The 12,713-nt window shown below is 62.3% G+C and carries 11 protein-coding genes; 10 read left to right on the top strand and 1 reads right to left on the bottom strand.

Annotation, left to right across the window (positions count from 1 at the left end):
- From E4O97_RS02880 to E4O97_RS02855, 6 genes are all read left to right on the top strand, one after another.
- Positions 1–4,229: beta-ketoacyl synthase N-terminal-like domain-containing protein (locus E4O97_RS02880; protein WP_248160833.1), on the top strand; the 4,229-nt coding region annotated here is incomplete at its 5' end.
- A 32-nt stretch (positions 4,230–4,261) separates the two neighbouring features.
- Positions 4,262–5,521: an NADH:flavin oxidoreductase/NADH oxidase family protein gene (locus E4O97_RS02875; RefSeq protein WP_032877027.1), complete on the top strand. Its 1,260-nt coding sequence runs from the start codon at positions 4,262–4,264 to the stop codon at positions 5,519–5,521.
- Between the two features lie 78 nt (positions 5,522–5,599).
- On the top strand, positions 5,600–5,878 hold the full coding sequence (locus E4O97_RS02870) for a phosphopantetheine-binding protein (RefSeq protein WP_032881025.1): 279 nt from the start codon (positions 5,600–5,602) through the stop codon (positions 5,876–5,878).
- A 40-nt stretch (positions 5,879–5,918) separates the two neighbouring features.
- On the top strand, positions 5,919–6,662 hold the full coding sequence (locus E4O97_RS02865) for an SDR family NAD(P)-dependent oxidoreductase (protein ID WP_032877026.1): 744 nt from the start codon (positions 5,919–5,921) through the stop codon (positions 6,660–6,662).
- A gap of 23 nt (positions 6,663–6,685) precedes the next feature.
- A complete protein-coding gene (locus tag E4O97_RS02860) occupies positions 6,686–7,708 on the top strand; it encodes a zinc-binding dehydrogenase (RefSeq protein ID WP_032877025.1) in 1,023 nt (340 codons plus the stop codon).
- 56 nt (positions 7,709–7,764) lie between these two features.
- Positions 7,765–8,016, top strand: coding sequence for an acyl carrier protein (locus E4O97_RS02855; RefSeq protein WP_032877023.1), 252 nt, complete (start codon positions 7,765–7,767; stop codon positions 8,014–8,016).
- 20 nt (positions 8,017–8,036) lie between these two features.
- Here E4O97_RS02855 and E4O97_RS02850 read toward each other — a convergent pair whose 3' ends face one another.
- Positions 8,037–9,047 carry an NAD-dependent epimerase/dehydratase family protein gene (locus tag E4O97_RS02850; RefSeq protein ID WP_248160832.1) on the bottom strand — a complete coding sequence of 337 codons (1,011 nt, stop codon included), beginning with the start codon at positions 9,045–9,047 and terminating at the stop codon, positions 8,037–8,039.
- Between the two features lie 161 nt (positions 9,048–9,208).
- Between E4O97_RS02850 and E4O97_RS02845 the strand changes: the two genes are divergently transcribed.
- Genes E4O97_RS02845 through E4O97_RS02830 form a run of 4 tightly spaced genes read left to right on the top strand, consistent with a single transcriptional unit; the run spans position 9,209 to position 12,696 of the window.
- On the top strand, positions 9,209–9,445 hold the full coding sequence (locus E4O97_RS02845) for an acyl carrier protein (RefSeq protein WP_032877021.1): 237 nt from the start codon (positions 9,209–9,211) through the stop codon (positions 9,443–9,445).
- A complete protein-coding gene (locus E4O97_RS02840) occupies positions 9,432–10,670 on the top strand; it encodes a beta-ketoacyl synthase N-terminal-like domain-containing protein (RefSeq protein ID WP_032877020.1) in 1,239 nt (412 codons plus the stop codon). Before E4O97_RS02845 ends, E4O97_RS02840 begins: the two co-directional genes overlap by 14 nt.
- Positions 10,667–11,932, top strand: coding sequence for a hydroxymethylglutaryl-CoA synthase (locus E4O97_RS02835; RefSeq protein WP_032877019.1), 1,266 nt, complete (start codon positions 10,667–10,669; stop codon positions 11,930–11,932). The genes E4O97_RS02840 and E4O97_RS02835 overlap by 4 nt, the downstream gene beginning before the upstream one ends.
- The gene (locus tag E4O97_RS02830) at positions 11,929–12,696 is read left to right on the top strand and encodes an enoyl-CoA hydratase/isomerase (RefSeq protein ID WP_032877018.1); all 768 of its coding nucleotides are present in this window, start codon (positions 11,929–11,931) and stop codon (positions 12,694–12,696) included. Before E4O97_RS02835 ends, E4O97_RS02830 begins: the two co-directional genes overlap by 4 nt.
- Positions 12,697–12,713: the final 17 nt, after the last annotated feature.

Here is a 12,713-nt window from a genome sequence, read left to right as displayed (position 1 = left end):
AGGCGGGTTATCGCGGGGTGATGTTCCCGTGCCAGGCGTTTCATGGGCTGGGCCAGCAAGTGGTGATGGCGCGCAGCAACGGGGTCGTGCAGGTGCCTCGGCGTGTCAGCCAACCAGCGGCGCCGAAGGTGGCTTTGGCCGCCCAGCCTGCTGCTGCGCCGCAACACGGCGTGGCGGCACCGGTACCGGCCGCGGCCGCGGATCAATTTACCCAGGTGCGCCAGGAAGTCATGGCCAGTGTGGCCAAGGCATTGAAGGTCGCCCTGGAGGTGATCGATCCACAGGAGTCATTCTCCGATTACGGGCTTGACTCGATCACCGGCGTCAACCTGGTACGGGTATTGAATGAGCGCCTGGGTATCGACCTGGGCACTACGGCACTCTTCGACTTTTCTACCGCCACGCGTCTGGCCCGGCATATTGTCGAGCAACATGGCGCGCACTTACCGCAGCCCGCGGTAACACGTGCGGCAGCCGCACCGGTCGCGCCCTTGGCCGTTGCAGTGCCGACAGCGTCCTCGCCTGCCGCCGCCCCGGCGCCAAGGGTTCAGTCGCCCGAGTCCTTCGTGCGAGAACCCATTGCCATCATTGGTATGAGCGGCCGCTTTCCCGGCGCCGAATCCCTCGAGCAATTATGGGAACATCTGGCCCAAGGCCGCGACCTGACCACCCCGGTCGAGCGCTGGGACCTGCGCGGCTCCCAAGCCGATGTGTCAGGAAAGGGCCTGTGCCAGCGCGGTGGCCTGTTATCCCGGATCGATGAGTTCGACGCGTCGTTCTTTAACATCTCTGGCCTTGAAGCCACTTGCATGGATCCGCAGCAGCGGCTGTTCCTCGAGCAGGCCTGGACGGCACTGGAAGATGCCGGCTACGTAGGGCAGGCGACTGAGGGGCAACCGGTGGGGGTTTATGTAGGCGCCAGTGCCAGCGACTATCGCAGCCTGTTCGCTGAAGCTGCGCCCGCGCAAGCCTTCTGGGGCAACGCCAGCTCGATCATTCCTGCACGTATCGCCTACCATCTGGATTTACAGGGCCCGGCCATTGCCGTGGATACCGCCTGTTCCAGTTCGCTCGTCGCGATCCACCTGGCATGCCAGGCGCTCTGGACCGAGGAGATCGGCATGGCCCTGGCCGGCGGTGTGTTCGTGCAGTCAACCGCCGGGTTTTATCAGGCGGCGCAAACCGCCGGCATGCTCTCGCCCAGCGGGCATTGTCACGCGTTCGATGCGCGTGCCGACGGTTTCGTCCCCGCCGAAGGCGTCGGTGTGCTGATCCTCAAGCGCCTTCGCCAGGCGCAGGCGGATGGCGATTATATTCATGGCGTGATCAGTGGTATTGGCAGTAACCAGGATGGCGCCAGCAATGGCATCACTGCGCCGAGCGCGCAATCCCAGGAGCGGCTGATTCGCCAGGTGCACCGTGACTTCGCGATTGAGCCGGGTACGATTTCGATGGTGGAGGCCCATGGGACGGGTACACCGCTGGGCGACCCGATCGAATTCGAAGGCTTGACGCGAGCGTTCGCCCGACCTGGGCAGCAGGCAGGCTACTGTGCCCTGGGGTCGATCAAATCCAACCTTGGGCATTGTGTGACTGCGGCCGGAGTCGCCGGTGTGCTGAAGGTGGCGCTGGCGCTGCGCCACGGCCAGTTGCCTCCGGCAGCGGGTTTCACCCAGGCCAATGCGGCCATCGCCGTTCAGGGCAGCCCCTTTTATGTGCCGGATCAACTGCGTCCCTGGGCCACACTCGACGGTGTGCCACGGCGTGCCTCGGTCAGCTCCTTCGGGTTCAGCGGTACCAACGCTCACCTGGTGATGGAGCAGGCGCCGCTTCCACAACAGCGCGGCGCGTCCGGGGCCGGGCCCTGGCTGGTAGTGCTGTCGGCGCGCTCCGCGCAGCAATTGCGCGAGCAGGCGAGCAATCTGGCTGCCCACTGTGTGGCCGTGCAACGGTTGGACATGGCAGCGATGGCCTATACGCTGATGGCGGGGCGCAAGCACCACGAATGGCGCCTGGCCATGGTCACCCATGACGCCGGGCAATTGCAGCAAAGTCTTGAAGGCTGGTTGCAGGGGCGCGACGAGGCGACGGTGCATAGCGGGTATTGGGACGTACGCCGTTTCGTTGAACAACAGGAGGTGCTGCAGGCGGCCCGCGAGTGCCTGATTCGTCTGATGGGCAATCGCGATCAATCGACACGTGGCGAGGCATTGACCTCCCTGGCGCAAGCGTTTGTACAAGGGTATGAGCTGGATTATTCCAGCCTGTTCATGGCCGATGAGCGGCGTCGCGTGCCGTTGCCAACCTATCCGTTCTTGCGTCAGTCCTATTGGGTATCGGCGCCCGAGGTCGAGGAGCCGACGGCGGTACCGGCAGAGGAGGTGGCGGGCCAGTGGTTGTTCTGCGCGGAGCAATGGCGGGCTCACGACCTGCCGAGCAACTTTGACTGGGCAGCAAGCATCAAGGCCAGGTCTGGCGCGCGCGTGGCGGTGGTCACCCGTGAACAAGCGCGTTTCGATGCCTTCAGCCAACTGCTCTGCACGCTGTGGGCGCAGGCAGGGAGCCCGCCGCCGTCCGTCCAGCGCCTGCTGCCGGATGCACTGCCGGCTCGGGGGGCGTTACCCGAGGTGATCTTCTTCATCGGTGAGAACTCCAGCGACGGGAGGGCGTCGCCACCCGGAGGGTTGGACGCGATCAAGCAAGTGTTGGAGGTCAGCCGGCATCTGATGGCGACCGATTGGGAGCATGCCGTGGAGTGCTTCCATGTGTATCGCGCAAGCAGTTCCGGCAGCGACTGTGACGCCCAGGCAATCAGCGGTTTTGCGGCTTCCGCGAGCCTGGAGAATGCTCGGCACGGCTGGACGTTATTGGAATGTGACGCCGTGGCCGGCCCCGCCAGCGATTTACAGCTGATTGTGCGTGAATGGCTGGCTGCCGACCGTCAGGGCAGTGCGCCAGCCGTGGTCAAGTACCAGGGTACCCAGCGTTTGCGCCGGCTATTGGTTCAGCGTGAGGCGGCTGAGGCGCAAGCCCCGCGCTTTCGCCGCGATGGCCATTACCTGGTAGTGGGCGGGCTGGGGCCGGTGGGCGAGTTGTTGTGCCAGGAACTGGCGGGCACCTTCCAGGCGCGCCTGAGCATCGTCTCGCGCTCGGCGCCGAACGCCGAGCAACAGGCTCGCTGCGATGTGCTGCGCGCATTGGGCGCCACGGTCGATTACAGCAGCGTCGACATCACTGACCTGCCGGCGCTGCAACAGGTGGTCGAGCGTCGCGTGCAGGCGGCCGGGCCTTTGCAGGGTGTGATTCACTTGGCGCGGCTAGTGGATGACGGCTTGATTGTGGCCAAGCAGTGGGAGGCGTTCGAACGCTCGATTGGGGCCAAGGTCAAGGGCACGATAAACCTGGATCTGGCCACTGCCGATCAACCCCTGGCGTTTTTCACCGTGTTTTCGTCCATGGCGGCCTATGGCATCCGTGGTTCAGCCGATTACGGGTATGCCGCCGCGTTCCAGAATGCTTTCGTGCGCTACCGTCAGACGCTTGAGCGCCAGGGCAAGCGTCATGGCGTATCGAGTGCTTGCACCTGGGGTGCCTGGTGCGTGGATCGATACATGCCGGCCAATCGCCCGGCGCATTTGCAGGCCCTTGGGTTAGGGCTGATCGACATGCAGTCGGCGTTCGAGTACCTGCATACCGGCGCCGAACCTGGTGTGGTCGGCGCGATGAAAGTGCTCGATCCGGCCCTGGCCTGTCGCGGTCTGGGCATCGAACCTTTACCCGCGTCGAGTGTGCCGCCGGCTGGCGATGCCATCGGCTTGCACGCCCAACTGCACGCCTGGGAACAGGCGTGCGAGGCCGGGGCGACGCCGGATGCCGCGCAATGGTGCAAAGTGCTCAGCCGTTTTGAACTCGACGCTCTGGATGAGGCGACCATTGACCGTCTCGACCGCTTGTTCTTCCCCAGCGCACCCCGGCCGGCAACGGTCGGCGCGGGTGCACTGCTTGAGCAAGTGCGCGAAGTGATTGAGCGGGTGCTGGTGGTTGATGAGCCTGACCTGGACACCGCGTTTTCCCGGTATGGCATGGACTCGGTGGGCGCCATGCAGGTGTCTTCGGCATTGAGTCGGGCCTTGGGTTGGCTGGTGGAGCCGCGCTGGCTGGTACAGCACGCCACCATTCGTGCCCTGGCCGAATTCCTGCAAAGCCGAAACGAGGCCGCCACCCAATGACCGATCACTCTTCACTCTCAAGGAATGTGACCATGGACCAGAGTCCAGCGCTGCCCGATCTGGGCAGTTCCTTCGTGCTGCCCAATGGCGTGCGCCTGAAAAACCGCCTGGTCAAGGCCGCCATGAGCGAACAGCTCGGAGATCGACGCCATGATCCAGGGTCTGGCATGGAGAACCTCTACCGCCAGTGGGCACAGGGCGGCATAGGTTTGTCGATATCCGGCAACATCATGGTCGATCGCAATGCCATCGGCGAGTTGAGAAACGTCGTGCTGGATGCCCACAGCGACCTGAATGCATTCCGGCGCTGGGCCCTGGCAGGCAGTAGCCATGGCACGCACCTATGGGCCCAACTCAACCATCCGGGCAAGCAGATCATCAAGCTGCTGTGCGACGAGCCGGTGGCGCCATCGGCCATCAGCCTGGGCAGCGGGCTGGAAAAACACTTCAATTGCCCGCGCGCACTGACTGAGGACGGCATCGAAAAGATCATTGCGCAGTTCGCCACCAGTGCGCGACTGGCCAAGGTCGTCGGGTTCACTGGCGTGCAGATCCACGCGGCCCATGGCTATCTGATCAACCAGTTCCTGTCACCGCTGCACAATCAGCGTAGCGACCAGTGGGGCGGGAGCCTGGCCAACCGCATGCGCTTTTTGGTCCGGGTCTACCAGGCGATCCGCAGCGTGGTGGGTGACGCGTTTCCAGTGGGGATCAAACTCAACTCGGCGGACTTCATGCGGGGTGGCTTTACCGAAGAGGAGTCGTTGCAGGTGGTGGTAGCCCTTGGCAATTTGGGGCTCGATCAACTGGAAATATCCGGCGGCACCTACGAAAGCCCGGTGATGGTCGGCAACCAGGCGGCCAGCACCCGCGAGCGCGAAGCCTACTTTCTCAATTACGCGGCCAGGGTGCGCGAGGTCAGTACGCTGCCGTTGGTAGTCACCGGTGGTTTCCGCTCTGGCGCTGCGATGACCGCGGCGCTGCGAGACGCGGCCACCGACTTCATTGGGCTGGCACGTCCACTGGCGCTGGAGCCGGACATGCCGGTCAAGCTGTTGTCCGAAGCCACTTACCGTGTCGACCTGCGGCCCTTGAGTACAGGCTTTGCCGCCCTGGACCGCATCGCGACGCTCGATGTGTCGTGGTACGAACATCAATTGCAACGTATGGCCCGCCACCAGTTGCCTAAGCCCGGCCTGAGCGAGTGGCTCAGCCTGGGCAAGACCCTGCTGGATTTTGCCGCCTGCGCCAGGAAAAAGCGCAGTACGCAGTGCTCAACCTATAAGCGCTGATAGGTGGCAGCCCTCGGGCACTCTTGTACATTGCGCCCGACAGTCCCTCCCATGAACCCTGAAAGGCGGAACATGTACATGGAAGAAATCTATACGTTCGTAGTCAGTACGCTGGCTTCCAGTTGCAAGGTTCAACCCGGCGATATCGAACCGACCACCAACTTGTTCGCCGATCTGGGGATCGATAGCGTGGATTTTCTCGATGCGGTGTTCTGCATCGAGAAGCACTACGACATCCGTATCCCGGTGGGCCAATGGATGAGTGCCGTCAACGAAGGCAACGCGGCAATGACTGATTACTTCGTGATGGAACACTTCGTTGCCCAGATCGCTGCTCGTGCGGCAGCCTCGGCATGAGTGATACCTGGGCCGTCGGTTGGCCCCGGAAGATTCAGGCATGCGTAGGCAGGTAGTCGTTACCGGCGGCGGCCGAGGCATTGGCGCCAGTATTTCCACGGCGTTGGTGCAGGCCGGGTTTGTCGTGTTGATTGTCGGGCACCGTGGCATCAGCGCGGGCGTTGCCTTGTGCGAAGAGCTGGACGCCCGATACGGCGCAGGCAGCGCACGCTGGGTTGGCTGCGACCTGGGCGATGCCTTGGCCGTGGAGGGCCTGTGCCGCTCGCTGGAGGCAGAAGACATTTATGGTCTGGTGCATTGCGCGGGCGTCAGCCAGGACAGCCTGGCCGCCGTTGCGGACCTGGATACCGCGCGGCACATGATGCAAGTCAATTTCTGGGCATTTGTGCAGTTGTACCAGGCCCTGGTGCGGCCCATGTCCATGCGCCGCGCAGGCAGAATCCTGTGCATCGGCTCGGTCGCAGCCGACTTCGGTATGAAGGGAAATGCGTTGTACGCCAGCAGCAAGGCAGCGCTGCGGGGTTTTGTACGTTCGAGCATGACCGAAGTCGCCTCGCGCGCTATCACGATCAATTGTATCGAGCCGGGTTTTATCGAGACGGCACTGCTGGATCGCTACGCCGAACAGCGTTCGGCCATCGACCGGCGGATCCCAGCGGGTCGCTATGGTTCGCCGGAAGAAGTGGCGGGGCTGGCGGCGTTTTTGTTTTCAGAGGCCGGCAGCTACATCAACGGGCAACATCTCACCGTCGATGGTGGCCTGTCACGCAGCATGGCCGGCTAGCCAACCTGTAATGAGGAGGTTTGATGCGGGCGCTTCAACTGGTTGATAAACAGCGCCTGGCGCTGCGCGAGCTGGTGTTGCCTGCCAGGCCCGCGCCGGGTCACGCACGGGTGCGCATGGCGTTCATGACGCTTAATCACCTGGATCTTTTCGGTTACCGCGGGATGGCCTTCGCACGACGGACATTGCCTGTCACGGTGGGTGCCGAAGGCGCAGGCTTTGTGCAGGACGTGGGGCCAGGTAGTGACCCCGAACTGATCGGGCAGGCCATGGCGATCTACCCCAGTGTATTTTGTGGGTGCTGCCCGGCCTGTCTAGCCGGCCGGGAGAACCTGTGCGCCGACTCGCCCGGCGTAATGGGGTTTCATTGCGACGGGGTTGCCGCCGAGTACGTCGATGTCCCGCTGCGTATGCTGGTGCCGATACCTGCTGGCGTGCCCATGGAAATGGCGGCCTGCGCGCCGGTGACCTTCGCCACGGTGCACCATATGTTGATCGACAACGCACGCCTGATGAGCGGCGAAACCCTGCTGGTGCACGCGGGAGGCAGCGGGATCGGCTCAATCGCCATTCGCCTGGCCCGTCACCTGGGCGTCACGGTATTCGCAACGGTTGGTCGTGCCGACAAGGTTGAGCGTGCCCGGGCATTGGGCGCCGAATATGTGATTGATTACCGTGAGGAACGATTCCTGCGGGTGATTCGCGAGCAGACGGCACGCCGCGGGGTCGACGTGGTGTTCGAGCATGTGGGGGCCGATACCTGGGAGCAGAGTCTCCTGAGCCTGGCGCGTGGCGGCCGCCTGGTGATCTGCGGCTCGACCACAGGCGTGGAGGCGCCCACTAACCTGATGCACCTGTTCAATCAGCAAATTCACATTCATGGCTCTTTCGGTGCGCCCCTGAGTGGGCTGCGCGATGCATTGGCGTTGATCCAGCAGGGCGTGTTGCCCGTGATCGACTGCGTGATGCCGGTGGCCGGTTTCGAAAGTGGCTTGCAGCGCCTGCGCGAGCGGGATGTGTTCGGCAAGATCGTATTGCAATTCTAATCCGCGCCGGCGCCTGCACGCGCCGGCGTTTTTGTCGCTTGTAGGAGGAGGTGAAGATGGAAATCAACGTGGCGCAGCAAACGGTCAGTGAGTCGATCCGTGAGTTGAAGTTGCCGGGATGGGAGACGGCGTCGATCGAGACTGAAACGCACTTGCAGGGTGAACTGGGCATCGATTCCCTGCACAAGCTGATATTGCTCACGCGCTTGCAGGAACGCTCGAATTTCCAGTTTGCACAACTGAACAACGAGGCCTACAAGTTTGACACCGTAGGCGATCTGGTCAATCTCCTGGTAGCGCATGGCTAGGTGCCCTGCGCTACCTTGATTCAGGGTGCTGTCGGGGATAATGATTGAAGGGTATCGGCGACGCTGTGTTCCAGCGGCCGATAGCTCAATTGAAAGGCGCGCCTGGTGCGCTGGTCATCGAATACCCGGCGCACGCCAAGGTTCTGTCGCAGATAGCGACGCGACAGGCGTGGGTTCAGCATCGCGCTGAGGTACATCAACCAGTCGGGTGCTCGTCTTTGGGGTGCCTTGCTGTCGGGAAAGCGCTGCTTGATCATTGTGGCCAGTTCCAGCATCGAAGCCTCATGGCCCGGCACGATAAAGCGCCCCTCAATGACGTCATCCAGCGCCGCGCGCACATGCAGTTCGGCCAGGTCGCGCACATCCACGAAATGAAAGTTCAGGTCCGGGCAGGCCGGTGTCTTGCCCGTGTGCAGGTCATGGAGGATGGCAATGCTGGTGGCAGCATGCCGGGGGTCGAGCACCGGCCCGATGATCACCGATGGGTTGATGCACACCACGCGAGGCTCGCAGGGCCAGGGCTGGAAGGCGTCCGTCACCAGTCGCTCGGCGGCTGTCTTGGAATACCAGTATGGGTCGCTGGCTTCCAGGGAGGCATGGTTCCAGTCGGCCTCGCTGAAGGCGTGCCCGGCTGGCATGTCTGGCGACAGAATGGCCGCCATCGACGAGGTGTACACGAAGGTGCGCACGCTGGCGGCCTGGCGTATGCCGTCGATTACGTTTTGCGTGCCGTTGACATTCATTTCCAGGGTTTGCTGCCAAAGCCGCGAGCCAGGCCGGGCGTTGTTAGTGACGCTGGCGGCGCAGTGAATAACGGTGTCGCACTCACTGAACAGGGCATTGCACGCGCCTGGCTGCGCCAGGTCGACTACGTGTAGGCGCAGTTGCGCGTGGCGGGCTGCCAGGCCTTGCAAATGCGCAGTGGGGCGGCGCAACAGGGCGTCGACGGTGCAGCCGTGGTGCAGCAGCTTTTCCACAATATGGCTGCCCAGAAAGCCTGAGGCGCCGGTGATACAGATGTGTCGGGGCATCGGTAGCGATCCTTGGGTGTTCACACGGTTGCTGGGTATAGCCCAGACCGCGATCACTGACTACTACAAGGTCTTATAGGTTTCCCGCCGATTTCGATCCGCTAAGTTAGTCGCTGCACCCCCTGAGCAACCACCGGTTGAGCCGGCTAAAGGATAGATAAATGACCCAGGCCGAAGTCTTCGATTTGATCGTCAAGCATGCCCGCGAAACCCTCCCTGAGCTTCAACAACCCATCGCCCGGAACGACCGCCTGGTGGACCTGGGCGCCAATTCGATGGACCGCGCCGACATCGTCGCCATGACTTTGAGCGCCCTTGGGTTGCGCATGCCAATGGTGCAGACGCAGGCCGCTCGCAATATCGGCGAATTGGCCGAGTTGCTTCATGGCAAGCTCTGACACGCAAGGGCTGTTGATCAGCGGGCTGGGCGTGGCTTCGTCCATCGGCACCGGTCAGCATGACTTTATCCAGGCCTTGCTGGCTGGCAATCATGCTTTCTCGATGATGCGCCGCCCGGGTCGTCAGTTGGAAAGCACATTCATCGGTGCTGAAATCGATGTGGACGAGCAAGCCGGCGCCAACCTGGAATCCGGTTCGCGGGGTATGTCGTTCTCTGCGCGCATTGCCCTGGCGACCTTGGCAGAAGCGTGGGCGGATGCGCAGCTGGATCAGTGTGACCCGACGCGTATCGGCCTGGTGGTCGGTGGCTCTAACTTCCAGCAGCGCGCCATCGAGCAGGCCCATGCGCCTTGCGCGCTGACCCCGTACTTCATCAAGCCCAGCTACGCGACGCAGTTTCTCGATACCGACCTGTGTGGAGTTTGCACCGAGCGCTTCCCCATTCGGGGGTTCGCTTACACTCTGGGGGCTGCGTCGGCCAGTGGGCAGATGGCGATTATCAATGCGGCCCAGGCTGTGCGAGCCGGGGATGTGGACGTGTGCATTGCCTTGGCGCCGGTGATGGATCTGTCGTATTGGGAGTGCCATGGCTTTCGCTCCCTGGGGGCGATGGGCTCGGACCGTTTTGCCGAGAGTCCGGCCCTGGCGTGCCGCCCTTTTGACCGTGATCGCGATGGGTTCATCTACGGTGAATCCAGTGCAGTCGTGGTGATTGAAAGCGAGGCCAGCGTGCGCCGCCGTGGCGTTTCGCCGTATGCGCGGATTGCCGGCTGGTCAGTGGCGATGGACGGCAATCGCAACCCCAACCCTTCGTTTGACGGGGAGTCCTGTGTGATCCGCCAGGCCCTGGACAAGTCGGGCTGGCAGGCGCGCCAGGTGGACTATATCAACCCGCACGGCAGTGGCTCGGTACTGGGTGATGAAACCGAACTGCGTGCCTTGGCTCATTGCGGCTTGCGCGAGGCGTCGATCAACGCGACCAAGTCCCTCATCGGTCATGGCCTGGCTTCTGCCGGGCTGGTGGAGACCATAGCCACGGTACTGCAAATGAAGGCCGGGCAACTGCACCCCAACCGCAACCTGGATCACCCCCTGGATACCGGGTTCGCATGGGTCTGCGACCGCGCTGAACAGCACGCCCTGCGCTGTGCACTCAACCTCAGCTATGGCTTCGGCGGCATCAATACAGCGTTGTGTCTGGAAAACTCAGGAAGGCTGCAATGACGAGGCAAGTGGGTATCGAGGCAATGAACGTATTTGGCGGCGCGGCGAGCCTGGATGTGACCATGCTTGCGCGACACCGCAAGCTGGACTCCCAGCGTTTCGGCAACCTGTTGATGCACGAAAAGAGCGTGGCGTTGCACAGCGAAGACCCGGTGACGTTTGCCGTGAATGCCGCCAAGCCACTGATCGATGCCTTGAGCCCGCAAGAGCGCGATCAGATTGAGTTGTTGATTACCTGTACCGAGTCGGGAATCGATTTCGGCAAGTCCGTCAGTACTTATGTGCATGACTACTTGGGGCTGAAAAAAAACTGCCGGGTTTTCGAACTCAAGCAGGCCTGCTACTCGGGCACTGCCGGTTTTCATAGCGCGGTGCAGTTCGTGTTGTCCCAGACCTCGCCCAATGCCAAGGCACTGGTGGTCGCAGTGGACCTGTGTCGCTTCCTGATGATTGGTGAAGGCGGCGCCGCGGCGCAGGACTGGGCTTTTTCGGAACCCAGTGGCGGTGCGGGCGCAGTGGCCATGTTGATCAGTGACAAGCCGCATGTATTCAGCCTCGACATCGGCGCCAGTGGTTATTACAGCTTCGAGGTGATGGACACCTGTCGGCCGGAGCCCGACAGCGAAGCCGGGGACGCCGATCTATCGTTGATGTCGTACCTGGATTGCTGTGAGCAAACCTTCAATGAATATCGCCTTCGGGTCGACGACGTGGACTATGCGCGCACGTTCGACTACCTGGCGTTTCACACGCCTTTTGGTGGCATGGTCAAAGGCGCGCACCGCTTGATGATGCGCAAGTTCGCGCCAGCCGACCCGCCAGCCATCGAAGCTGATTTCGCCCAGCGTGTGGCGCCCGGGCTGGCGTACTGCCAACGCGTGGGCAATATCATGGGGGCCACGATGTTTCTGTCCCTGGCCGGCATCATCAGCACCGCGCGGTTCGATGAGCCTCGGCGTATTGGATGCTTTTCCTATGGCTCGGGTTGCTGCTCGGAGTTTTTCAGCGGTACGGTCACGCCCCAGAGTCGTGATCATCTGTCTGCCCAGGCCATCGCACAACAACTCGATAGTCGCTATAGCCTGAGCCTGGCTGAGTACGAGTCAATCCTGCTGGGCAATGACGCCGTGCGGTTTGGTACCCGCGACCACACCGTCGCCTGTCCAGTCACCGACAGCGTAATCGCGGCGGGAGGGTTGTCGGGCAAGTTACTGTTAAGCGCGATCAACGGTTACCACCGCGAATACAGTTTCCAGCCATGAACTTCCAGGCCACCGAGTTTCGCACTGAAGGCAGCCTGGCATTCCTGCGTTTTGCGCGTCCTGAGTCGAACAATACGATCAACCGCCAAATGGTCGACGAATGCCTATGGGTATTGGAACACTGCCAGGCGCATTCGACCGTGCTGGTGCTTGAAGGCGGGCCCGAGGTTTTTTGTTTCGGCGCAGATTTCCAAGGCATGCATGACGACGCCGTGCGCGGCGCCAGCGAACGCCATCAACCAGAGCGGCTCTATGAAATCTGGCAGCGTATGGTTACCGGTTCGTTCATCACGGTGAGTCATGTACGGGGCAAGGCCAACGCCGGGGGCATGGGCTTCGTGGCTGCGAGTGACATCGTTCTCAGCCATACCGATGCCCAGTTCAGCCTCTCGGAACTCATCTTTGACGTAATGCCGGCGTGTGTGTTGCCGTTTCTGATTCGTCGCGTGGGCTTCCAGCGCGCGCATTACCTGACGCTGTCGACTCAGCCGGTCAGTGCGGCACAGGCCAGCCAGTGGGGGCTGGCGGACGACGTGGCAAGCGATAGCGATGCGTTGCTGCGCCGCCACCTGTTGCGCTTGCGGCGCCTGTCCAAGCATGGCGTCGAGCAATACAAGGGCTATATGAACAGGCTGTCCACGTTACCGTTCGACGCCCGACAGATGGCCATCGAGCAAAATCACCAGGTATTCAGCAACCCGCGCACCCGCGAAAACATCCACCGCTATGTCAGCCACGGCCTGTTCCCATGGGAGCCTGATTGATGTGCCTGACGGGCGCG

Source organism: Pseudomonas sp. W15Feb34 (genome assembly GCF_023127765.1).
GTDB lineage: Bacteria > Pseudomonadota > Gammaproteobacteria > Pseudomonadales > Pseudomonadaceae > Aquipseudomonas > Aquipseudomonas synxantha_A.
This window is presented reverse-complemented; position numbering and strand designations above follow the sequence as displayed.